Origin of the sequence: Limnohabitans sp. Rim28 (assembly GCF_000293865.2) — a bacterium.
In the GTDB taxonomy this organism is placed as follows: domain Bacteria; phylum Pseudomonadota; class Gammaproteobacteria; order Burkholderiales; family Burkholderiaceae_C; genus Limnohabitans_A.
The window spans coordinates 44,330-64,883 of sequence record NZ_ALKN02000013.1 but is presented as its reverse complement, the minus strand read 5'-3'; the positions used below and the strand labels follow the sequence as shown (position 1 = coordinate 64,883).

Annotated in this window: 23 protein-coding genes; 8 read left to right on the top strand and 15 right to left on the bottom strand. The window is 60.6% G+C overall.

Annotated features, from left to right (window positions below; all coding sequences use genetic code 11):
* Positions 1 to 43 precede the first annotated feature (43 nt).
* Positions 44 to 1,108, top strand: a complete 1,065-nt coding sequence (locus B472_RS13955) for a YeeE/YedE family protein (protein ID WP_040506013.1) — start codon at positions 44 to 46, stop codon at positions 1,106 to 1,108.
* An 80-nt stretch (positions 1,109 to 1,188) separates the two neighbouring features.
* On the opposite strand, the gene B472_RS13950 is transcribed toward B472_RS13955, so the two are convergent.
* The 5 genes from B472_RS13950 to B472_RS13930 form a co-directional block, all read right to left on the bottom strand.
* On the bottom strand, positions 1,189 to 2,463 hold the full coding sequence (locus B472_RS13950; protein WP_019427600.1) for an FCSD flavin-binding domain-containing protein: 1,275 nt from the start codon (positions 2,461 to 2,463) through the stop codon (positions 1,189 to 1,191).
* Positions 2,464 to 2,474: 11 nt separating this feature from the next.
* Positions 2,475 to 2,783, bottom strand: coding sequence for a c-type cytochrome (locus B472_RS13945; RefSeq protein WP_019427599.1), 309 nt, complete (start codon positions 2,781 to 2,783; stop codon positions 2,475 to 2,477).
* A gap of 49 nt (positions 2,784 to 2,832) precedes the next feature.
* On the bottom strand, positions 2,833 to 3,243 hold the full coding sequence (locus B472_RS13940; protein WP_019427598.1) for a DsrE family protein: 411 nt from the start codon (positions 3,241 to 3,243) through the stop codon (positions 2,833 to 2,835).
* 85 nt (positions 3,244 to 3,328) lie between these two features.
* Positions 3,329 to 3,658 (bottom strand): helix-turn-helix transcriptional regulator, encoded by a 330-nt coding sequence (locus B472_RS13935; RefSeq protein ID WP_026039663.1) that lies wholly within the window; start codon positions 3,656 to 3,658, stop codon positions 3,329 to 3,331.
* A gap of 202 nt (positions 3,659 to 3,860) precedes the next feature.
* Complete coding sequence (locus tag B472_RS13930; protein WP_019427596.1) at positions 3,861 to 5,492, bottom strand: iron ABC transporter permease; 1,632 nt, start codon at positions 5,490 to 5,492, stop codon at positions 3,861 to 3,863.
* A gap of 47 nt (positions 5,493 to 5,539) precedes the next feature.
* Here B472_RS13930 and B472_RS13925 point away from each other — a divergent pair, with 47 nt between their 5' ends.
* Complete coding sequence (locus B472_RS13925) at positions 5,540 to 6,700, top strand: ABC transporter ATP-binding protein (RefSeq protein ID WP_019427595.1); 1,161 nt, start codon at positions 5,540 to 5,542, stop codon at positions 6,698 to 6,700.
* 35 nt (positions 6,701 to 6,735) lie between these two features.
* Here B472_RS13925 and B472_RS13920 read toward each other — a convergent pair whose 3' ends face one another.
* Genes B472_RS13920 through B472_RS13895 form a run of 6 tightly spaced genes read right to left on the bottom strand, consistent with a single transcriptional unit; the run spans position 6,736 to position 11,312 of the window.
* Positions 6,736 to 7,497, bottom strand: coding sequence for a 1-acyl-sn-glycerol-3-phosphate acyltransferase (locus B472_RS13920; protein ID WP_019427594.1), 762 nt, complete (start codon positions 7,495 to 7,497; stop codon positions 6,736 to 6,738).
* Positions 7,497 to 8,792, bottom strand: a complete 1,296-nt coding sequence (locus B472_RS13915) for a dihydroorotase (RefSeq protein WP_019427593.1) — start codon at positions 8,790 to 8,792, stop codon at positions 7,497 to 7,499. Before B472_RS13915 ends, B472_RS13920 begins: the two co-directional genes overlap by 1 nt.
* Positions 8,793 to 8,817: 25 nt before the next feature.
* On the bottom strand, positions 8,818 to 9,783 hold the full coding sequence (locus B472_RS13910) for an aspartate carbamoyltransferase catalytic subunit (protein ID WP_019427592.1): 966 nt from the start codon (positions 9,781 to 9,783) through the stop codon (positions 8,818 to 8,820).
* Positions 9,784 to 9,799: 16 nt separating this feature from the next.
* Positions 9,800 to 10,300, bottom strand: coding sequence for a bifunctional pyr operon transcriptional regulator/uracil phosphoribosyltransferase PyrR (gene pyrR, locus B472_RS13905; protein ID WP_019427591.1), 501 nt, complete (start codon positions 10,298 to 10,300; stop codon positions 9,800 to 9,802).
* Positions 10,297 to 10,713 carry a Holliday junction resolvase RuvX gene (gene ruvX, locus B472_RS13900; RefSeq protein WP_019427590.1) on the bottom strand — a complete coding sequence of 139 codons (417 nt, stop codon included), beginning with the start codon at positions 10,711 to 10,713 and terminating at the stop codon, positions 10,297 to 10,299. The genes pyrR and ruvX overlap by 4 nt, the downstream gene beginning before the upstream one ends.
* Positions 10,710 to 11,312, bottom strand: a complete 603-nt coding sequence (locus B472_RS13895) for a YqgE/AlgH family protein (protein ID WP_019427589.1) — start codon at positions 11,310 to 11,312, stop codon at positions 10,710 to 10,712. Before B472_RS13895 ends, ruvX begins: the two co-directional genes overlap by 4 nt.
* Positions 11,313 to 11,386: 74 nt before the next feature.
* Here B472_RS13895 and B472_RS13890 point away from each other — a divergent pair, with 74 nt between their 5' ends.
* Positions 11,387 to 12,862 carry a deoxyribodipyrimidine photo-lyase gene (locus B472_RS13890; RefSeq protein WP_019427588.1) on the top strand — a complete coding sequence of 492 codons (1,476 nt, stop codon included), beginning with the start codon at positions 11,387 to 11,389 and terminating at the stop codon, positions 12,860 to 12,862.
* On the opposite strand, the gene B472_RS13885 is transcribed toward B472_RS13890, so the two are convergent.
* On the bottom strand, positions 12,863 to 13,033 hold the full coding sequence (locus tag B472_RS13885; protein WP_019427587.1) for a rubredoxin: 171 nt from the start codon (positions 13,031 to 13,033) through the stop codon (positions 12,863 to 12,865).
* A gap of 103 nt (positions 13,034 to 13,136) precedes the next feature.
* Between B472_RS13885 and B472_RS13880 the strand changes: the two genes are divergently transcribed.
* Genes B472_RS13880 through B472_RS13870 form a run of 3 tightly spaced genes read left to right on the top strand, consistent with a single transcriptional unit; the run spans position 13,137 to position 15,865 of the window.
* Positions 13,137 to 14,081, top strand: coding sequence for a bifunctional hydroxymethylpyrimidine kinase/phosphomethylpyrimidine kinase (locus B472_RS13880; RefSeq protein WP_019427586.1), 945 nt, complete (start codon positions 13,137 to 13,139; stop codon positions 14,079 to 14,081).
* An 8-nt stretch (positions 14,082 to 14,089) separates the two neighbouring features.
* Positions 14,090 to 15,385, top strand: coding sequence for a glutamate-1-semialdehyde 2,1-aminomutase (hemL, locus tag B472_RS13875; RefSeq protein ID WP_019427585.1), 1,296 nt, complete (start codon positions 14,090 to 14,092; stop codon positions 15,383 to 15,385).
* Between the two features lie 18 nt (positions 15,386 to 15,403).
* Positions 15,404 to 15,865, top strand: a complete 462-nt coding sequence (locus B472_RS13870; protein WP_019427584.1) for a hypothetical protein — start codon at positions 15,404 to 15,406, stop codon at positions 15,863 to 15,865.
* 34 nt (positions 15,866 to 15,899) lie between these two features.
* Here B472_RS13870 and B472_RS13865 read toward each other — a convergent pair whose 3' ends face one another.
* The gene (locus B472_RS13865; RefSeq protein ID WP_019427583.1) at positions 15,900 to 16,379 is read right to left on the bottom strand and encodes a MarR family winged helix-turn-helix transcriptional regulator; all 480 of its coding nucleotides are present in this window, start codon (positions 16,377 to 16,379) and stop codon (positions 15,900 to 15,902) included.
* 131 nt (positions 16,380 to 16,510) lie between these two features.
* On the opposite strand from B472_RS13865, the gene B472_RS13860 reads away from it, so the two are divergent.
* The gene (locus tag B472_RS13860) at positions 16,511 to 17,443 is read left to right on the top strand and encodes a tripartite tricarboxylate transporter substrate binding protein (RefSeq protein ID WP_238147449.1); all 933 of its coding nucleotides are present in this window, start codon (positions 16,511 to 16,513) and stop codon (positions 17,441 to 17,443) included.
* 42 nt (positions 17,444 to 17,485) lie between these two features.
* On the opposite strand, the gene B472_RS13855 is transcribed toward B472_RS13860, so the two are convergent.
* Positions 17,486 to 18,673: an FAD-dependent monooxygenase gene (locus B472_RS13855; RefSeq protein WP_019427581.1), complete on the bottom strand. Its 1,188-nt coding sequence runs from the start codon at positions 18,671 to 18,673 to the stop codon at positions 17,486 to 17,488.
* Between the two features lie 240 nt (positions 18,674 to 18,913).
* Between B472_RS13855 and B472_RS13850 the strand changes: the two genes are divergently transcribed.
* Entirely contained in the window at positions 18,914 to 19,249 is a 336-nt protein-coding gene (locus B472_RS13850) for a DUF6172 family protein (protein WP_019427580.1), read from the top strand.
* A 47-nt stretch (positions 19,250 to 19,296) separates the two neighbouring features.
* On the opposite strand, the gene B472_RS13845 is transcribed toward B472_RS13850, so the two are convergent.
* Positions 19,297 to 20,547 (bottom strand): DEAD/DEAH box helicase, encoded by a 1,251-nt coding sequence (locus tag B472_RS13845; protein WP_019427579.1) that lies wholly within the window; start codon positions 20,545 to 20,547, stop codon positions 19,297 to 19,299.
* Between the last annotated feature and the right edge of the window lie 7 nt (positions 20,548 to 20,554).

Genomic DNA, 20,554 nt, shown 5'->3' with positions numbered 1-20,554 from the left:
GCCCCCATAAATATAAGAAACCAATGAATTATTGGAGAAATTCGTGAATCTCGCAAGCTTGATCGAAACCTGGGGCGACACCCAAGTATTGGCCATGGCCGGTGCCCTGGTGGGTTTCATTTTCGGTTTCGCGGCCCAGCGCAGCCGATTTTGCGCCCGTGCGGCCGTGATTGAATGCTGCGAGGGTCAGGCGCGCGATCGGTTCAGCGTCTGGTGGCTGGCATTTGGGGCTTGCCTGGTGGGTGTACAGGCTTTGGTGTTCATGGGTGGACTCAAGCCTGCAGACGCCCGCTACATCGCCATGCCTGCCAGCATTTCAGGCGCTGTTTTGGGGGGCTTGTTTTTTGGTGCCGGCATGATCCTGACCCGCGGCTGCGCCAGCCGTTTGCTGATCTTGTCGGCCAACGGCAACATGCGTGCCTTGTTGGCTGGTTTGGTCTTCGCGGTCACGGTTCAAGCCAGCATCGCTGGCTGGTTGGCGCCCGCTCGCAAAGCCTTGGCAGGCTGGTGGCCTGTGGATGGTGGTCCGTCGCGCGACTTGCTGCACATCACAGGGCTTGGCGCTACGGGTGGCCTGGCTCTGGCTTTGTTGGCCCTCGCCACCGGTTTTTACTTTTTCTTCAAAACACATCCCCAGCGCTGGGGCTTGGCCGCATTTGCACTGGTCACGGGATTGAGCATCGCTCTGGGCTGGGGCTTGACCCAGGCCATCGCGACACAGTCGTTTGAAGCCATTCAAATCCAAAGCCTGAGCTTCAGCAGCGCATCGGCAGAAATGTTGATGCGGGTGCTGTCCAGCGCCACATCGCCCAGCCTGGGTTTTGATGCCGGTTTATTGCCCGCCACATTTGTCGGCTCTTTGTTGGGCGCCTTGGTCGGCGGTGAATTCAAATTTGAAGGCTTCAAAACCGAGAACAAACTCGGTCATTACTTGACAGGCGCTGTCCTCATGGGTTTTGGAGCCGTCTTGGCGGGCGGCTGCACCGTGGGCGCTGGCTTGACCGGGGGTTCCATTTTCTCGGTCACCGCTTGGCTCACGCTGATCGCCATTTGGTTGGGCGCGGGCATCTCTTGGCGCATCCACCGCAGCATGGGCTGGGCCATGTAATTCACCCCAAAAAAAACGCCGCCAGTCCAAGACTGCGGCGTTTTATCAATGGCGTGGCACGTGGCCACGCAAATGGTGCATCAAGCCAGTATATCGGCCCAGATGTTTTGCGCCCAAGACAAGGCGTAGATGCCTTCCAGCTCATTGGCAGCGCTCGAAACGCCGCCCGAGCCGGGCACGGTCAGCATGGTCTTTCTCTCGGCATCGTAGCGGTGCACGCTGGCCACATGAACCACGTCTTTGCTGCTGACAAAGCTGTAGCAGGTGTTGTTGTAGACAGGCATGTTGTTGACCTGTTTGTCCATCAACAAAGCAATGACCGCTGCCGCGCAGGTCTTGCCATGTTGGTTGGCCATGTGGCCAGACTTGGGCATCAAAGGAGCGACTTGGATCGAATCGCCCAACACATGCACGTTCTTGGCGGCTTTCGACTCAAACGTCAAGAAGTCCACTTCGCACCAGCGTTTGTTGGCGGTGGCCAAGCCTGCGTTCACAGCGATGTCACCCGCACGCATGGAAGGAATCACGTTCAGCACACTGGCCTTGACGTCTTCGTTGAACTCGAACTTCAAGGTCTTGTTGGCCACATCCACATCGGTCACGTTGTGCTTGCTGCGGTACTCGATGATGCCTTTGTAGCGGTCGGTCCAAGCCTTCTTGAACAAAGCAGGCTTAGAGGTGACGTCGTCGTTGGCGTCCAAAATCAAGACCTTGCTCTTGGGTTTGGCTCTGGTGAAATAGTCGGCCACCTGGCAGGCGCGCTCGTAAGGGCCGGGAGGGCAGCGGTAAGGCGCCAAGGGAATGGACATGGCAAACACGCCGCCATCGGGCATGGCTTCAAGTTGCTTGCGCAGGGTCAGGGTTTGCTCGCCCGCCTTCCAGGCGTGCATCACTTGCTCTTTGGCGCCAGCACGGTTCATGCCGGGCAAGGTCTCCCACATGAAGTCCACACCGGGCGAAACGATCAGGCGGTCATAGCTCAGCTCAGTGCCGCCCGCCAATTTAACGATGCGCTTGTCGGCGTCAATGGTGTTGACGCGGTCCTGGATGATCTTGACGCCGTGGCGCTTGGTCAGGTTGTCATAGGGGGTGGTGATGTCGGCCATCGTCTTGCTGCCGCCGAGCACCAAGTTGGAGATGGGGCAAGAGATGAAGGCATTATTGGGCTCAACCAGGGTGACCTGGATTTTGTGGTCCGACCACATGCGCAAGTATTTGGCTGCCGTGGCGCCGGCATAACCGCCACCGATGACCACCACTTTAGGCCCACTGCCGCCACCGATGGTGGCGCAACCCGAAACCATGCCCATGGCACCCAAAGCGGAGCCGGTTTGTAAAAAATGACGACGTTGCATGACAGTTTTCCTTATCGTTTTTGGGCTGCAAAATAAACCGCAATGGCTTCGATTTGCTCATCTGTGTAGCCCTTGGCGAGCTGGTGCATGATCGTGGCAGCGGGTACGCGACCGGCTTTGTAATCTTGCATTTTTTTGACCATGTCATTCTTATTGGACCCTGCCAGGGAAATCATGCCCGGCTGAGCTCGGCCATCGGTGCCGTGGCAGGCCGCGCAAGAAGCGGCCAAGCTACGCGCCTGCAGGGGATCAATCTGGGCTTGCGCCAGACCTGACACGGCGACCAGGCTGGCCGCTGCCAAAAGGTGTTTCATCTTCATGGGTTTTCCTCGATAAAAATCAATGCTTTGCTGGTTTCACCCAGCCCATTCAGGGACGCAAATAAACATAGCCTTGCTTGGCTTGCAATGTGGCCACTTCGGCCACGCCTGCTGGCACCACTTTGGCTTCCATCAACAACTTGTCGGTTGAAATTTTGCGGGCCACCAAGGTGTTGTTGCAAACGCGAAACTCCACCCCTTTGTTGGCCAAATCGCTCACGCCCCCGGCAAAGGCTTGGTCCATTTGGTTGACAGCGCCATCCAGCAAAAAGTCGATGCCCAGTCCATGGGCGACCACCACGATCTTGACCTTGGGGTCGGCTGCCAAGTGGTTGCGGATGTTGCCGATCGCCCGAGATGCCTGAGGAATGCCCTCACTCAGGTGGTAAACCACCTTGATGTCGGCCCAGGAAAGGGTTGTGACCAACAGGCCGATCAGCAACAACAGATTTCTTTTCATTCGTTTCTCCTTAAGTATGGATATTAGTCGCGTCAAAGCCGATTCCATGCCCGTGAAAACCCGACTTGAAACTGACGCTTGCCTTTCAATCGGACTCGCTGGCGATCTGGACGCACACCGTCCGACAGAGCATCACTACCCTCTCATTGATGATCCGGTAATAAATTTGTACGCCATCGCGGCGCTTACCGACCACCCCAGCTTGGTAAAGCGTGTTCAGGTGCTGTGACATATTGGGCTGCGTGGTGTCGATTTCGGCCAGCAACTCACCGACGTTTTTCTCGGCATTGCACAGCGCACTGATGATGCGCAGACGCATGGGCGCAGACATCACGCGAAACACCTCTGCGGCTTTTTCAAAGACTTCTTCAGAGTCGGTCAAGACGCTGTCGTCAACTGGGGCTTTGGCGGGCATGGGTTGGCTTCCAATTGGATGGGCATGGATTTCGCACAATTGTCCAATATCCAGGCGATGTTTCTTTTTTTGGGGCAGCCATCGCAGGCCACGCTGTAGCCGCTGCATGCGGCAAAAGCACATTGTGGCCATTTTCGAGAAGACTTCAAACCATTGATTTGTTCTTTGCTTATGCACAGATTCAGCTAAAGCCACCCAAGCTTTATGAGGGCTGCCGCAAAGTCCGGCTGAGCAAAATCACCGGAATCAAGCCCACCAGCACCAGCGCCAACGAGGGCAAAGCCGCTTCGCCCAAGCGCTCATCGCGCGCCAACTGGTAAGCCACCACGGCCAGGGTGTCACTGTTGAAGGGGCGCAACACCATGGTGGCGGGCAACTCCTTCATCACATCCACAAACACCAGCAAGGCCGCAGCAACGGTGGTGCGCCGCAGCAAGGGCATGTGCACCCGGCGCATCAGGCCCCAACCGGTCACGCCCAGCATGCGGGCCGAATCGTCCAGGCTGGCCGGAATGCGCGCATAGCCGCTTTGCACAGATTGCAAGGCCACCGCGCAAAAACGCACCAAATAAGCCCACACCAAACCCAAAGAAGTGGCCGTGATCCAAGCGCCTGCAGACGAGGCGGGCCAAACTTGCTGGAGCCAACCCAGTGGCAACAGCAAACCGACCACAACGACCGCACCCGGTATGGCGTAACCCAAACCCACCAGCTGGATCGCGCCTTGGCTGATGCGATCAGCGCGGGTGCGCACACTGAATGCCAGCGCCAGCGCCACGCCCACGGCCAGCACCGCCGTGATGGCGCCCAGGCGCAAGCTGGTCCAGGCCCATTGGCCAAAGCGCTCCCACGGCATTTCAGTGGTTTCCCCCACAAAGGCCCTGAGCATGATGAGCACGGGCAACACAAAGCCCAGCAACACAGGCAAGCTGCAGACTGTCCACGCCAGCACGCGGCGCATGCCGTGCAGCTGCACAGGCTGGGCTTCGGCCGAGCCCTGGCGTGCACCGCGCCCTTGGTTGAAGCGCATCCGCTTTTGGGCGCGTTGCTCCAATTGCAACAAAACCACCACCACGGCCAGCAGCACGGTGGCCAACTGGGCGGCTGCAATGCGGTTGTCCATGGACAGCCAGGCTTTGTAGATGCCGGCAGTGAAGGTCTGGATGCCGAAGTAACTGGACACGCCAAAGTCGGCCAAGGTTTCCATGAGGGCCAGTGCCACGCCCGCAGCCACAGCCGGGCGGGCCAAAGGCAAGGCAATTTCTCGGATGCGACGAGACAAAGGCGCACCCAGCAACCGGGCCGCTTCCATCAAGCCTGAAGCACGCTCCACCAAAGCCGTGCGGGCCAGCAAATACACATACGGGTACAGCGACAGCGTGAACACCAGCGCCGCACCCCAGACGCTGCGCACGTCAGGCCACAAGCGGCCCTGCAAACCCAGCGCCTCACGCAGGGCCACCTGCAGCGGCCCGCTGAACTGCAAAAAGTCGGTATAAGCATAAGCCACCACATAGGCCGGCATGGCGAGCGGCAAAAGCAGCAGCCATTCAAAGACGCCGCGCCCTGGAAAATCAAACAGTGTGACCAGCGCCGCCGTGGCCAAGCCCAGCACCGTCACGCCCACCGCCACCATCAGGCACAGACCCAGCGTGGTCAGCGCGTAATCGGGCAGCACCGTGCGGGCCATCTCCAGCAAGATGTCGGCACTTTGGCCGCTCCACTGCAGCCACGAGCCCAGCACAGCCAAGACCGGCAAGGCCAAGGCCAGCGCCAGCAGGGCAAAGAGCAAGGAAGGAAGGCCCGATAAACGGCGGGCCAAAGTGGTCAGCATAGGCGTGGATTGTAGGAGCGCAGATCAACCTGCCTACAATCAAGCGCATGTTTCTCGAACTGCGCCAACTGGACATCCGTTACCCCGGCAGCACCTCGCCTGCGGTGCAAGGTGTCAACCTGAGCCTCAAGGTCGGTGACATTGGTGTTTTGATTGGCCCATCAGGCTGTGGCAAGACCAGTTTGCTCAGGGCCGTGGCCGGACTGGAGCCAGTTTCTGGCGGTCAAGTGCTGCTGTCTGACCGCGTGGTCAGCGACGCGCAACACACCGAACCCGCAGAAAGCCGCCGCATCGGCATGGTTTTCCAGGATTACGCCTTGTTCCCCCACATGGACGTGGGCCGCAATGTGGGCTTTGGCTTGGCGCACCTGAGCAAAACCGAGCGCCAACACCGCGTGGCCGAGGTGCTGGATTTGGTGGGTCTGAACGGCGCTGACAAACGTTTTGCGCACGAGTTGTCAGGCGGCCAACAGCAACGCGTGGCCTTGGCCCGTGCTTTGGCCCCTCGGCCCGACCTGCTGCTGTTGGACGAGCCTTTTTCCAACCTGGACATCGACCTGCGTGAACGCTTGGCGCAAGAGGTGCGCAACATCCTCAAGGCCGCCCAAGCCACCGCCTTGTTGGTCACGCACGACCAACTTGAAGCCTTTGCCATTGGCGATGTGATCGGTGTCATGAGCGAAGGGCAACTGCACCAGTGGGACGATGCCTACAGCCTCTACCACCGCCCCGCCACCCGTTTTGTGGCCGACTTCATTGGACACGGCGTGTTCACCCCCGCCACCCTGCGTGAGGTGGACGGGCACATTTGGGTGAGCACCCCTGTGGGTGAACTCAAGGATGTGGCCGAATGCCCCCTGCCCTGCGTGTTTGAGGATGGCCAATGCGACGTGCTTTTGCGCGCCGATGACATCGTGCACGACGACGACGCGCCGGTGAAGGCAGAAATCATCCGCAAAGCCTTCCGTGGTTCTGAATTTCTGTACACCCTGCGCTTGGCCAGCGGTGACCTGTTGATGGCCCACGTCCCCAGCCACCACGACCACAAGCTGGGCGAGTGGATCGGCATTCGCGCCGAAGTGGACCATGTGGTGACTTTCAACCGCACCTGCCCAGTCACCGACCGGGGTCTGTGCCAGATGCCTTGTGCCAAGGCCGAGGCTTGCGAGCACACCGACCCCAAATACCAACCGGTCAAGTTGGTCTGAACAAGCGCCAAAACGGTGGTTGGTCGGCCAAGGCCCTAGGGCGTATCCCGCAACAGCATGATGTCTTGGCGCAGATCCTGCGCCCAAGCGCGTCGATCCCGGCCGTTGGCGGTTTGGGGTTCTCCAAAATGAACCACCGCTTCGATGCGGCTGGATTTCAGGGTTCGCCACATGGACCCAATCAAGGTGTCGTCGCCGATGTAACAAGGCGCAAAACTCAATTCACCGGTTTGGGCATCGGTGAACTTGATCGACATGGGTTGCACTGGGGCATCGGCCTGTATGGCCGCCTGAATCAAGTTGGCATGAAAAGGCAACAACGCGCGTCCATCGCTGGTGGTGCCCTCCGGAAAGACCGCCACCACATCGCCATTCCTCATGGCATCGGCCATGTCCTGGACCATGCGCAGCGCATCTTTGCGGCTGGTGCGCTCGATGTACAGCGTGCCAGCACCCGTGGCCAACATGCCCACCAAGGGCCAGTCACGGATGTCGGATTTGGACACAAAACGACAGTGCCTGGCCGCGTGAATGACCAAAATGTCCAACCAAGAAATGTGGTTGGCCACCATCAGCGTGGGGCCGTTGGCCACAGGTTGGCCGAGCACCCGCAAGTGCACGCCCCACAAGGCCAAAAACTGCAGTGCCCACGCTTGCACGCGCATCTCACGTTGCTCGGGGCTGAACTGGGGAAAGCGCACGTAAATCGTCCACATGCCCATCAGCACATGCCACAGACCGCGCAAAAATTTCCAAACGGCGCCCAAAGAAACCATGCTGGTGCTGCGCCCTGCCATCAAGCGGCTTCGAAGGCCACTTGTCCGCCCACCACCGTGGCCAACACACGACCGGGCAATTCATAGCCTGAAAACGGCGTGCTCTTGCCTTGGCTGCGCAAGGCCGCATCGCCCACCAACCAATGGCCTTCGGTGGTCAACACGCACACATCGGCCACGCCGCCCACCGCCAAATGGCCGACCGAATCTTGCAAGCTGCCCAAAGTCGTGCCCAGCACGCGGGCCGGGTCGGCCGTGATGCGCGACAGCACATCGGTCACGGGCAGTTGGGCATCTTGGCCCCACTTCAAAGCCAGGCTCCACAACAATTCCAAACCGGTCGCGCCAGGTTCGGCTTCGGCAAAGGGCAAGGCCTTGGCGTCGGCATCCACCGGGGTGTGGTCTGACACGAGCACATCGAGCGTGCCGTCGGCCAAACCGGCACGCAGGGCGTCGCGGTCACGTTGCTGACGCAGCACGGGCGTGAGGCGCGCGCGGCTGTCAAAGTAGCCCATGTCGGCATCGGTCAGGTGCAGCGAATTGATGCTCACGTCGGCCGTCACAGGCAGGCCCTCGGCCTTGGCCTGACGCAACAGTTCAACGCCTTGGGCGCTGCTGATGCGGCACAGATGCACACGCGCTGTCGTCGACCGGACCAGCTCGAAGATGGTGTGCAGGGCGATGGTTTCGGCCGCCACCGACACGCCCGACAGGCCCATGCGCGTGGCCAATGGACCGCTGGCGGCCACGCCCTTGCCCAGATGCAGCTCCTGCGGGCGCAGCCAGACCGTGAATCCAAAGGTACTGGCATATTGCAAGGCGCGTTGGAGCACCTGTGTGCTGGGGATCGGCACCTCGGCCTGACTGAAACCCACGCAACCGGCCGCCGTGAGTTGGCCCATTTCGGTCAGCACATCGCCTTGGAGGCCCACCGTGAGTGCGCCCAGCGGCAGAACGCGGGCTTGGTGCAATTTTTCGGCGCGGTAACGCAGCATCTCCACCAGACCGGGTTCGTCGAGCACGGGCTGGGTGTCGGGCGGGCAGACCAAACTGGTCACGCCACCGGCCACGGCTGCGGCCAATTCGCTCTCGAGCATGCCCGCATGTTCTTGGCCGGGCTCGCGCAGGCGTGCGGCCAAATCCACCAAGCCGGGCGCTACGATGCACCCCTTGGCGTTGATCACCCGATTGGGAGAGAAGTCAGCAGGCGCCTGGCCCATGGCCACGATGCGCCCGGCGGCGATCGCCACGTCGCCGATTTGGTCAAAGCCACTGGCAGGGTCCATGACGCGGCCGTTTTGAATGAGGAGTTTCATCGTCTGTTTCCTGATCGGCTAGGGTTTAAGCCACGTTGCCCGCGACAATGCTCATCACCGCCATGCGCACCGCGATGCCGAAAGTCACCTGCGGCAAGATCACGCTTTGCTGGCCATCGACCACCGCAGAGTCGATCTCCACGCCCCGGTTGATCGGCCCCGGGTGCATGACGATGGCGTCGGGCTTGGCCAGTTGCAGCTTTTCGGGGGTCAGGCCAAAGCTTTCAAAATATTCTTGGCTGGAGGGCAACAAGGCACCGCTCATGCGTTCGTTTTGCAGGCGCAGCATGATGACCACGTCACAGCCCTGGATGCCTTCTTCCAGGTTATTGAAGACACGCACCCCCATTTGCGCCATGTCGGCGGGCACCAGGGTTTTAGGGCCGACCACGCGCACCTCAGCGCAGCCCAGCGTGGTGAGCGCGTGAATGTCTGAGCGCGCCACACGCGAGTGCAACACATCGCCCACGATGGCCACCGTGAGGTTTGAAAAATCTTTTTTGTAGTGCCGGATGGTGTACATGTCCAGCAACGCTTGGGTCGGGTGGGCATGACGTCCGTCGCCCGCGTTGACCACATGCACATGGGGCGCGACATGCTGGGCGATCAAGTAAGGCGCGCCCGACTCGCTGTGACGGACCACGAAAATGTCGGCCGCCATGGCGCTCAGGTTGGCAATGGTGTCGAGCAGCGACTCGCCTTTGCTGGCCGAAGACCGCGCGATGTCGAGTGTGTACACGTCGGCAGACAGACGTGTGGCCGCAATGTCGAAGGTGGTGCGGGTGCGGGTGCTGTTTTCAAAAAACAGGTTGAACACGCTTTTGCCCCGCAAAAGCGGGACCTTCTTCACTTCGCGGTCACTCACACTGACAAAGCCCTGCGCCGTATCGAGGATGTGGGTCAGGGTGTCTTTGGACAAACCTTCGGTGGAGAGCAAGTGAATCAGCTCACCGTTCTTGTTCAGTTGGGGGTTGTTGCGTTTGTAAAGCATGGTGTCCTCGTCGGGTTCAGGCCTTGTTTTTGACTTCAAAACTGAAAGCGCCAGCCGTGTCGCGGGCCAGCGCCAGCGATTGGGTCTCGGGCAAGGCCACACGCGCAGCGGCAAAGTCGGCCTGCACGGGCAGCTGACGCCCACCGCGGTCCACCAAGACCGCCAGCTGCACGCGGGCGGGGCGGCCATAGTCAAACAGTTCATTCAGCACAGCGCGAATCGTGCGGCCGGTGTACAGCACATCGTCGAGCACCAGAATGTCTGCGCCATCCACCTCAAAAGGCAAATGGGTTTGCCCCCCGGCCGACAAGCCGCGCTGGGCAAAGTCATCGCGGTGCATGACCGACGACACCTGACCCGATTCACCGGGCAAGGCCAAATCCCGCTGCAAGCGCTCGGCCAGCCAAGCACCGCCCGAAGTGATGCCCACCAAACGGGTATGGGCGGTGCACAGGCTGCGCACACCGCGCAACAGCTCCAAATAAAGGGCCTCGGCATTCAGGGCGAGTGCGCTCATGGGATGTTCCTTAAAAATTGGTCCAGAATGATCGCTGCTGCAGCGGCATCGGCGTCTTTGGCGCCATAAGAATGGGCCTCGGTGGTGGTGTAACGCTCGTCCACCTCGTAGACCGCTAAACCAAACCGACCTCGCAATTGGCGGCCAAACTTGCGGGCGCGCAAGGTGTTGTCGTGCTCGCCGCCATCGGGGTGGGTGGGCACGCCAATCACCAGCGCGTCGGGCTGCCATTCTTGGATGCGCTTGGCAATGTGCTCAAAGCGGGCATCGCCTTCGGCGGCAATCGTGCCTTGCGGTGTGGCCGATTTCATCAGCCGGTTGCCCACGGCCACGCCGGTGCGCTTGAGGCCATAGTCGAAGGCAAGAAAACTCTGGTGATGGGCAGGGACACTGTTTTCGGGAACGCTGCTCATGCGTGCCCCGCTTCAGGCGAAAGCATCCAGCTCTTGAGTCCGAGCAAATCCAGGGCGCGGTCATAGCGCTCGGCCAGGGGAACGTCAAAAATCACATCGACCGAAGCGGGTACCGTGAGCCATGTGTTTTCGCCCAACTCGGACTCCAATTGACCCTCACCCCAAGACGCGTAACCCAATGTGACCAAAACTCGGCGGGGCCCAGCGCCAGAGGACAAGGCCTCCAGGACATCGCGGGACGTCGTCATCTCAAGCCCACCCGGCACACTCAGGGTTGAGGCAAAAATCGGCCCGCGTTCTTGGTCGGCAGGCGCCATTTGGACGGGATCGTGCAGAACAAAACCTCTGTCCGTTTGCACCGGGCCGCCATGCAGCACCGGGTTTTGCACCAAATCTTCGCGGCGCAAAGGCAAATCCACCTTGTCAAACAAGTGGCGCATGCTGATGTCAGCAGATTTGTTGATGATCAGGCCCATGGCCCCGCGCTCGCTGTGCTCGCACATGTAGATGACGCTGCGGGCAAATGTCTCGTCCTCCAACCCGGGCATGGCGATCAGGAAATGATGCTTGAGGTCAATAGAGGCAGAATCAGCGGTCATGCACCGATTTTAGCGGTCCCGCCCTCGCAACTGGGGTCCAAGGTGCATTCCTTCATCCAACCCGGCAAACCCTGATGGAAACCCCTTTTTCTTGTGGTCTGGTCTGGCTGCGCCGCGACTTACGCGTGACCGACAACGCTGCCCTGTTCCAAGCCCTGAAGCATTGCCAACGGGTGCATGTGGTGTTCGTCTTTGACACCGAAATTTTGGACGCCCTGCCCCGCGCTGACCGCCGGGTCGAGTTCATTCGCGAATCGCTGGTCGAAGTCGATGCCCGTTTGCGCGAGATGGCGGGTCATCCTCAAGCAGGTCTGATCGTGCGCCACGGCGTGGCCAAAGACAAAATCGTCAAACTGGCGCACCATCTGCAAGCCCAAGCCGTGTTTGCCAACCACGACGACGAACCCCACGCGCTTGAGCGGGACATTCAGGTGCGCGGACACCTGGCCGACCACGGCATGGTGCTGCACACCTACAAGGACCATGTGGTGATGGAGCGCAACGAGGTGCTGACCCAAATGAACAAGCCCTTCAGCGTGTTCACGCCCTACAAAAACGCTTGGCTGAAAAAAATCACGTCGGAAGACCTGCAGGCCTATGAAGTGGCACCCATGGGTCAGCGCTTGGCCCCCCGCCCCGACGATTTGGCACACCCGGTGCCCAGCTTGACCGACATTGGTTTTGAAACCACCAACCTGCAGACCCTGAAAATCCCCACCGGCGAGACGGGCGCACAGGCTTTGCTGCAAGACTTCTTGACGCGCATCGACCAGTACGAAGACACCCGCAACTTCCCAGCCGTCAAAGGCCCCAGTTACCTGAGCGTGCATCTGCGCTTTGGCACGGTGTCCATTCGCCAACTGGCCCGCGAAGCGCATCCGCGCATGTTGGCGGGCAGCGAGGGGGCGAGTGTGTGGTTGTCAGAATTGATTTGGCGCGACTTTTATGTGCAAGTGCTGCACAACTTTGCCCATGTGGGCCAAGGCAAAAGTTTCAAGCCCGATTACGATGCCATCCGCTGGGAACACGGCACGCACGCCCACAAGTTGTTTGACGCCTGGTGCGAAGCGCGCACCGGCTATCCGCTGGTGGACGCGGCCATGCGCCAAATCAACCAAACCGGCTACATGCACAACCGCCTGCGCATGGTGGTGGCCAGCTTTTTGGTCAAGGATTTGGGCATCGACTGGCGCTGGGGCGAGAAATACTTCGCCACCCACCTGAACGACTTCGATTTGTCCGCCAATAACGGCGGTTGGCAGTGGGCCAGCTCCAGCGGGTGTGACGCACAACCTTATTTTCGGATTTTTAACCCGATCAGCCAAAGCGAAAAGTTTGATCCGGACGGGAAATTCATCCGCCGCTATGTGCCGGAATTGGCCGATTTGCCCACCAAGTCCCTGCACGCGCCCTGGTTGGCCAAGCCCCTGGAGTTACAAGCAGCTGGGGTGGAGATCGGCAAAACCTACCCCGCTCCCATCGTGGACCACGCGCAAGCCCGCGAAAAAACACTGGCCCGCTATGCGGTGGTCAAGAAAAGCGCAGACTGATCAGATCGCGACCATTTCAAAGTCTTCTTTGCGGGCCGCGCACTCGGGGCACGTCCAGTTCATGGGCACATCTTCCCATTTGGTGCCTGGTGCAATGCCGTGCTCGGGGTCACCCTCGGCCTCGTCGTAAATCCAGCCGCAAATCAAGCACATCCAAGTTTTGTGTTCCATCACCGTGTCGCAATCAGAGAGTCGAATAGAATGTTTTGATTGTATCGGCCCGCCCATCACCCCCCCAGAAGCTGGCCCGAAGCCCCTGAGATTCGACTTTTGCATGACCGACCCCAGCCCTGAAATTCTCGATATTGAGCAGGTCCAGGCCGAAGAAGAATCGGCCTCTTTGGCCTGTGTGCTTTCTTTCAATGCGAATGACCCGAGCGGCGCTGGCGGCTTGAGTTGCGACGCCGTCGCCATGGCCTCGGTCGGTGCCCACTGCATGCCGATTTGCACCGGCACTTATGTGCGCGACACCACCAGCATCACCGATTTCTTTGCGCTGGACGATGAAGCCGTGCACGACCAAGCCCGCGCCATGGCCGAAGACGTGCCGGTACAGGTCATCAAAGTCGGTTTTGTGGGCACCCCGGAAGCCCTGGCGGTGATCGCCGAGCTGTCCGACGACTACGACGGCGTGCCTTTGGTCGCCTACATGCCCAACCTGTCTTGGTGGGAAGAGGACAAGATCGACGCCTACCTGGACGCTTTTCGCGAGCTGCTGCTGCCCCAAACCAGTGTCTTGGTGGGCCACCACAGCACGCTGCGCCGCTGGCTTTTGCCCGACTGGAGCGGCGAGCGCAACCCCGGACCCCGCGACATCGCCAAAGCGGCGGCTGAATTGGGTGTCCCCTACACCTTGGTCACTGGCCTGCCCTTGCCCGACCAGCACATCGACAATGTGCTGGCCTCGCCCGAAACCGTGCTGGGCCATGAAAAGTTCGAACGCATCGAGGCGGTGTTTGCGGGCGCGGGCGACACACTCACCGCAGCCCTTTCCGCCTTGCTGGCCACCGGTATGGACTTGCCCGAAGCGACCAGCGAAGCCTTGCACTATTTAGACCGTTGCCTCGACGAAGGTTTTCGGCCCGGCATGGGGCAGGTCATTCCGGACCGCCTTTTTTGGGCCCTGCCCGAGGGCGAAGAAACAGACGACGAGGAAGGCCTGGAAGTTCACCCCGGTGCCGATTACTTTGAAGTGCCTTTCAACGAAACCAAACACTGAGACCTCCTATGACCGACCTGAACCAAACCCTCTTTGACCGCGCGGCCCATGTGATCCCTGGTGGCGTCAACTCACCCGTGCGCGCCTTTCGCGCCGTGGGCGGCACACCGCGATTTGTGCAACGCGCCCAAGGCGCTTATTTCTGGGACGCCAACGGCCAAAAATACATTGATTACATTGGCTCCTGGGGCCCCATGATCCTGGGCCACGGCCACCCCGCCGTGCTCGAAGCGGTGCAAAAAGCGGCGCTCGATGGTTTTTCGTTTGGCGCCCCCACCGAGCGCGAAATCGAGCTGGCCGAAGAAATCCTGAAACACGTGCCCTCTATGGAAATGGTGCGCCTGGTCAGCTCAGGCACCGAAGCGGGCATGAGCGCCCTGCGCTTGGCCCGTGGCGCCACGGGCCGCAGCAAGTTCATCAAGTTTGAAGGTTGCTACCACGGCCACTGCGATGCGCTGCTGGTCAAGGCCGGCTCCGGCTTGGCCACTTTTGGCAACCCCACCAGCGCTGGCGTGCCACCTGAAGTCGTGCGCGACACGCTGGTGCTGGAGTACAACAACATTGCCGCCCTGGAAGAGACTTTTGCACTGCACGGCAAGGAATTGGCCTGCGTGATGATCGAGCCCATCGCGGGCAACATGAACTTTGTGCGCGCCAGCGTGCCCTTCATGAAGCGCTGCCGCGAGTTGTGCACCGAATACGGCGCTTTGTTGGTGTTTGACGAAGTGATGTCGGGTTTCCGCGTGGCCTTGGGCAGCGCGCAAAGCGTTTACGCCAAAGCCATCCCTGGCTTCAAGCCCGACATGACGGTGCTCGGCAAAGTGATTGGTGGCGGCATGCCCTTGGCCGCCTTTGGCGGCCCGCGCGAGATCATGCGCCAACTGGCCCCTACCGGCCCGGTTTACCAAGCTGGCACCCTCAGCGGTAACCCGGTGGCCACAGCCTGTGGCCTGACCACGCTGCGCGAAATCGCCAAGCCCGGCTTTTTTGAGGCCTTGGGTGCCCGAACGCAAAGTTTGGTCGATGGCCTGACGGGCGCTGCCGCTGCGGCGGGCGTGCCTTTTGCGGGCGATTGCCAAGGCGGCATGTTTGGCTTTTTCTTGCTGCCCGAGCTGCCGCAAAACTATGCCAAAGTGATGACCAGCGACAGCCCCAAGTTCAACAAACTGTTCCACGGCTTGCTGGACCGCGGCGTGTACATCGCGCCCGCTTTGTACGAAGCGGGTTTTGTGAGCGCAGCCCACACCGAAGCCGACATTGCCGAGACGGTGCAAGTCGCGGCTGACGTGTTCAAGTCGCTCTGAGTCCAACCTAGCCACGTCATGAAGCGCCTGGCCTGCTTGTTTTGCGCCAGCATGGCGCTGACCGCACACGCCGAGTTCGATGTCAGCCGCCTCTGGGTGAATGCTGGCTTTTACTCGGCGCACTTTGACACTGAAAAAGGCTTGCGCAACGCCAACCCCGGTGTGGGTTTGGAGTACCGCTTCGACCCCACTTGGTCAGCCACCGCCGGGCGCTTTCGCAACAGCAACAACGCCGATTCGAACTATGTGGGTGTTTATGTCCAGCCTTGGACATATGCCGGCGTCAAACTGGGCGCTGTGGCCGGGGTCTTCAATGGTTACCCCAATGCCTACAACGGCGGCTGGTTTCCGGCGGTCATTCCGACCGCCACCCTGGAAAGCGGCCACTGGGGCCTGAACGTGGCGCTGGTTCCACCTTTCAAAGACCGCCTGTATGGTGCGGTGAGCTTTCAGCTCAAGTACAGGTTTCGCACCGACTGAGGCTGGCCAGCCATTCCTAAGCACAAGGCCGAGACTAGGCCGGATCGGACCCTGAGGCCATCGGCACAAAGCTGGCTCGCGCTTCGGTGTTGAGTTGGGTGTTGAGCAACAACAAGAGGCCCAAGAACTGCTCGCGCTGGGCGTCATCAAACGGGCTCAGCAGGGTTTCATAAGCTTGCCGCACTGGCTTTTGCGCTTGGCGAAGCAACTCCGCCCCCTCGGGTGTCAGGCGCACGGCCATTTGCCTGCGGTTGTCGGGTGACACAGCACGTTGGCAAAAACCCCGGTCTTCCAAGCCCTTGATCACCCTGAGCACGGTGACTTTGTCAAAAGCCAAGGCCCGCGCCAAACTCGATTGGTCAATGCCCGGGTGGTCTTGCATCACGCGAAGCACGCCGTATTGCGCCGGCGTCAAAGCCAAATCGGTGCAAGCCCTCTCAAAAATCGAGGCCGAGATCTGATGGGCTCTGCGCAGCAAAAATCCCGGGCGCTGGTAAAGATCGTGTGTGGCCATGGGTCAGGGATTCTATGGATGAGGTGCTGGGGTCGATTCGTCAATAATCGTTGGCATACTAACGCATGGAGATCCTGCCAATGAACCCGTCACGCCGACACGTCTCTGCCCTGTTGGGCGCAGGACTTTGCATGGGGGCCCTATCCCCTGTGGCTTGGGCCCAAAGCGCGGCCAACCCAGGCCCGCTCAAACTGATCGTGCCCTTCACGCCCGGCACAGGCATCGACCTGATCGCCCGCACCCTCGGCCCCAAACTGTCGCAGCGCCTGAACCGCCCTGTCGTGGTCGAAAACCGCGTAGGGGCTTCCGGCAACATCGGCACCGAAGCGGTGGTGCGTTCTGCCCCAGATGGCTCCACCCTCTTGGTGAGTGTCAACACGCTGGTGATGAACCGTGCCCTCTATCCGGGTTTGACTTTCGATCCTGTCAAAGACCTGGCCGCCGTGTCGCAAACCAGCTGGGGACAACTTTTGCTGGTGACCCCCGCGCAGTCGGGCTACAAAACCGCTGGAGAGTTTGTCGCCGCACTGCGCAAACAGCCGGGTCGGCTCAATTACGCATCGCCCGGTGTGGGCACACCCCACCACCTGTCGATGGAATTGTTCAAAAGCACGGCCCAGGTTTTCTTGACCCACATTCCTTACCGCGGCACCGGCCCGGCCGTGACCGACTTGCTCGGCGGCCAAGTCGACGCCATGTTCTTGCCCATCCATGTGGCTTTGCCGCACATCCGCTCGGGTCGTCTGACGGCTTTGGGCATCGGCAGCGACAAACGCCATGCCTTGCTGCCCGACCTGCCCACCTTGGCAGAAGCCAAAGCGGGCAACGTCAACGTGGACATGTGGTTTGGCATGTTTGCCCCCAAAGGCACACCGGCCGACATCGTCAACCTCTACAACCGCGAAATCAACCTGCTGCTCAGCAGTGACGATGTGAAAAAGGCTTTTGTCTCTCAGGGCATGGACCCGAGCGGCAGCACACCCCAAGCCTTTGCGCAACTGGTCGAACGCGATGCCGAACGTTGGGCCCGCTTGATCAAAGACCAAGGCATCAAGGCCGACTGATTCGGCTGGCAGCTTAAGCTGGGCTGCATCGGCCCAGCCGCTTCAGCCGGCTTGGCTCATCAGGTCCACATTCATGGGGTCGTAGGGGTACAACCAGTTGTTGCGCGACGCGGCAATGTTGCGGTCTTTGAAGGCTTGCTTCATTTGCTGCGCATCCGCAATGTGGTACAGGTCGCCCATCTCCGTGGACTCTCGCACCACGCGTGCAGCGCGGGGCGCACGGTGGTTTTGAAACACCTGCAAAGCCTGCGCCATGGGCATGTCGAGCGCCAAGGCCCGGCTCAGCACCGCCGCGTCTTCGATCGCCATGGCAGCACCCTGCGCCATATAAGGCAAGGTGGGGTGCACCGCATCGCCCAGCAAAGCCACGCGGTCTGTGCACCAGTTCATCACAGGCTTGCGGTTGTTGAGCGCCCAGCGAAAACACTGGTCGCGGTCCACGTTGTCAATTGCCGCACGCACGATCGGGTGCCAGCCGGCGTAGTCCTGGTCCAACTCTTCCCAAGGCTGACGCGAAGTCCATGACTCTTCTTCCCAAGGCCGCTCCACGCAGCCCACAAAGTTGAGCACCTGGCCGGCACGCATGTAATACATCACGGCGTGGTTGTTGGGGCCACACCAGATCGACGAGACCATGGGTGGGCGCAGTTCGGGCGCAATGCGTTCGATGGGGATGGCCAAGCGCCAAGCCACCTGCCCAGTGAACACGGGGGGGTCGGCATCGACCACATGCTTGCGCACCACCGACTTGATGCCGTCCGAGCCCACCACCAAATTGGCCCGGACCTGGCGACCGTCCTCGAAGACGATGGACGCGCTGTGCTCGTCTTCTTGCACCTCGATCGCCCGGTAGCCCAGCTGCAAAGCTTGCGGGTCGAGTTGCTCGACCACTTCCAGCAAGGCAGCGTGCAGATCCACCCGATGGATTTGGTAATAAGGGTGACCATGGCGCTGGGCGTGGTCCTCGCCCAGCTTGATTTCGTGCAGCAACTCGCCGGAGTCAAAGCGGCGGAACTCAAACGCAGAGGGTTTGACCGCTTGGGCTTCAAGCCGGTCTTTCAGGCCCAAGTGGTAAAGCACTTTGACGGCATTGGCACTCATTTGCACCGCAGCGCCGATTTCACCCACATGGCGGGCCTGTTCGTAGATGCGGACACGGTGCCCATCGCGCAACAAACAAGCCGCGGCCGTCAAGCCACCGATTCCCGCGCCGACCATTGCAATGTCCATGCTTTGACTCCTGGTGTGTATCGTTAGCATGCTACCAGAAGCCCAACATCCCCGATCACACCATGGCCTCAGAGCATGGCGCGCCTCAACGCAACAGCCAACAACGCGCCAGCCCGAAGCGCTCAAAATCGCGGTTGAAAGTGACCATGCGCCCGCGCAGAGCTGGCCCCGCAAAACAGCGATAATTCGCCCCTGCATTCACGTCCGGTCCGGGCGATTGCCCCGCCAACGAGAGCCCCCATGAAAAAGAACTTCCCCCTGCAAGCCGAAGGCAAGCACCCTGACCGCGTGCTGGAGGCCGTCAAGCACGACATCCGCAAATACTTCAAACGCGAGCGCAACCGTGACGTGCCCAAGGGCGTGGACTTTTGGGACTTTGACTGCAAAGTGGGCTTGAGCGCCGAAACCGCCCAGGTGGTGCGCGTCAGCGGTGTCATCGAAGCCGTGGACGCAGCCGCCAAAACCGGGGCCACCTCGGTGTATGTCGAAATTTTGAGCAAGCACGGCATGCGGGTGCTCAAGGCGCAAAACCAAGATGGTGGCGAAGACCACCTCGACGATCTCCACCAAGGCTGATCCTGATCCGAGCGGGCTTTTGCCCGATCTGGTGGCTGAAGTTGCGCTTACTTTGCCAAATCAGCTGCCGCCGCAGCCGCCCGCAACTTGTCTTTCTTGCTGGGCCGTGAACCCTTGATGCCCCCATTGCCGGGCGATGCCGGTGGTGGGGTTTCGGTTTGCTCAAAGCCTGGAATTTGCTCCAAAGCGAGTTCCAGGCTTTCGCGTTTCTGGATAAGCTGCCAGTGCGCGAGCGCGGCGGCAGTCACAAAGCTCACCGCATCGCCGTGCGCTCCCGCCCTGCCCGTGCGGCCGATGCGGTGGGTGTAATCGGTGGCCGAGCGCGGCAGGTCATAGTTGACCACCACGGGCAGCATGGCAATGTCGATGCCGCGTGAGGCCAGGTCGGTCGTCACCACCACGTCCCAGCGGCCGGCTTTGAACTCGCTCAGCACTTCTTGGCGTGCGCCTTGGCTCATCTCGCCATGAAAAGGTGTGGCAAAAACACCGGCTTTGTAGAGCTTGTTCGCCACATGCTCACAAGCGTAGCGCGTGGCCACAAACACCAGCACCTGCTGCCAGCCGTTTTCGGTGATCAGGTGGCGCAGCAAGGCTGTGCGGCTTTTCTCATCGACGGCAATCGCCCTTTGGGTGATGTCGGGTTGGTGGCCTTCAAAGGCTTCCACGGTGATGCGCGCCGGATCCCGCAGCAACTTGGCCGCCAGCGCTTCCACCTCAGGCGCAAAGGTCGCCGAGAACAACAGGGTCTGCCGCTTGGCAGGCAGCAGTGCCAGCACGCGTTGCAACTCGTCGGCAAAACCCAAGTCCAGCAGGCGGTCGGCTTCGTCCAGCACCAGGTGCTGCACATCGGCCAGGCGCACAGCGTTTTGGTCGATCAAATCGAGCAGGCGGCCCGGTGTGGCCACCACGATGTCGGCACCGCCGCGCAGCGCCATCATTTGCGGGTTGACCGACACGCCGCCAAACACGGTGTTCACTTTGAGCGACTGCGGCAGCTTGGAGGCCAGATGGGCCAGCACATCGCCCACTTGCACCGCCAGCTCGCGCGTGGGCACCAGCACCAAGACGCGCACGGGGCGGCGAAAGTTGGTCTGCCGCGGCGCGGCCAGCAAATGCTGCAAGAGCGGCAGCGCAAAGGCCAGTGTTTTGCCAGAACCGGTCGGTGCTGTGGCCCACACATCGGCAGATTTCAGGACCGCTGGAATGGCCTCGGCTTGAATGGGGGTGGGGGCGTACAAGCCCATGTCGCCCACAGCGCGCAAGAGCGAAGGGGTCAGGCCGAGTGGGTCAAAGTTCAAAACAATC

What these genes read in the sequence shown, in the direction of transcription:
- B472_RS13950 (WP_019427600.1), bottom strand. Translation starts at nt 2,463, where the DNA reads ATGCAACGTCGTCATTTTTTACAAACCGGCTCCGCTTTGGGTGCCATG.
- B472_RS13945 (WP_019427599.1), bottom strand. Translation starts at nt 2,783, where the DNA reads ATGAAGATGAAACACCTTTTGGCAGCGGCCAGCCTGGTCGCCGTGTCA.
- B472_RS13940 (WP_019427598.1), bottom strand. Translation starts at nt 3,243, where the DNA reads ATGAAAAGAAATCTGTTGTTGCTGATCGGCCTGTTGGTCACAACCCTT.
- B472_RS13935 (WP_026039663.1), bottom strand. Translation starts at nt 3,658, where the DNA reads ATGCCCGCCAAAGCCCCAGTTGACGACAGCGTCTTGACCGACTCTGAA.
- B472_RS13930 (WP_019427596.1), bottom strand. Translation starts at nt 5,492, where the DNA reads ATGCTGACCACTTTGGCCCGCCGTTTATCGGGCCTTCCTTCCTTGCTC.
- B472_RS13925 (WP_019427595.1), top strand. Translation starts at nt 5,540, where the DNA reads ATGTTTCTCGAACTGCGCCAACTGGACATCCGTTACCCCGGCAGCACC.
- B472_RS13920 (WP_019427594.1), bottom strand. Translation starts at nt 7,497, where the DNA reads ATGGCAGGGCGCAGCACCAGCATGGTTTCTTTGGGCGCCGTTTGGAAA.
- B472_RS13915 (WP_019427593.1), bottom strand. Translation starts at nt 8,792, where the DNA reads ATGAAACTCCTCATTCAAAACGGCCGCGTCATGGACCCTGCCAGTGGC.
- B472_RS13910 (WP_019427592.1), bottom strand. Translation starts at nt 9,783, where the DNA reads ATGCTTTACAAACGCAACAACCCCCAACTGAACAAGAACGGTGAGCTG.
- pyrR (WP_019427591.1), bottom strand. Translation starts at nt 10,300, where the DNA reads ATGAGCGCACTCGCCCTGAATGCCGAGGCCCTTTATTTGGAGCTGTTG.
- ruvX (WP_019427590.1), bottom strand. Translation starts at nt 10,713, where the DNA reads ATGAGCAGCGTTCCCGAAAACAGTGTCCCTGCCCATCACCAGAGTTTT.
- B472_RS13895 (WP_019427589.1), bottom strand. Translation starts at nt 11,312, where the DNA reads ATGACCGCTGATTCTGCCTCTATTGACCTCAAGCATCATTTCCTGATC.
- B472_RS13890 (WP_019427588.1), top strand. Translation starts at nt 11,387, where the DNA reads ATGGAAACCCCTTTTTCTTGTGGTCTGGTCTGGCTGCGCCGCGACTTA.
- B472_RS13885 (WP_019427587.1), bottom strand. Translation starts at nt 13,033, where the DNA reads ATGGAACACAAAACTTGGATGTGCTTGATTTGCGGCTGGATTTACGAC.
- B472_RS13880 (WP_019427586.1), top strand. Translation starts at nt 13,137, where the DNA reads ATGACCGACCCCAGCCCTGAAATTCTCGATATTGAGCAGGTCCAGGCC.
- hemL (WP_019427585.1), top strand. Translation starts at nt 14,090, where the DNA reads ATGACCGACCTGAACCAAACCCTCTTTGACCGCGCGGCCCATGTGATC.
- B472_RS13870 (WP_019427584.1), top strand. Translation starts at nt 15,404, where the DNA reads ATGAAGCGCCTGGCCTGCTTGTTTTGCGCCAGCATGGCGCTGACCGCA.
- B472_RS13865 (WP_019427583.1), bottom strand. Translation starts at nt 16,379, where the DNA reads ATGGCCACACACGATCTTTACCAGCGCCCGGGATTTTTGCTGCGCAGA.
- B472_RS13860 (WP_238147449.1), top strand. Translation starts at nt 16,511, where the DNA reads ATGGGGGCCCTATCCCCTGTGGCTTGGGCCCAAAGCGCGGCCAACCCA.
- B472_RS13855 (WP_019427581.1), bottom strand. Translation starts at nt 18,673, where the DNA reads ATGGACATTGCAATGGTCGGCGCGGGAATCGGTGGCTTGACGGCCGCG.
- B472_RS13850 (WP_019427580.1), top strand. Translation starts at nt 18,914, where the DNA reads ATGAAAAAGAACTTCCCCCTGCAAGCCGAAGGCAAGCACCCTGACCGC.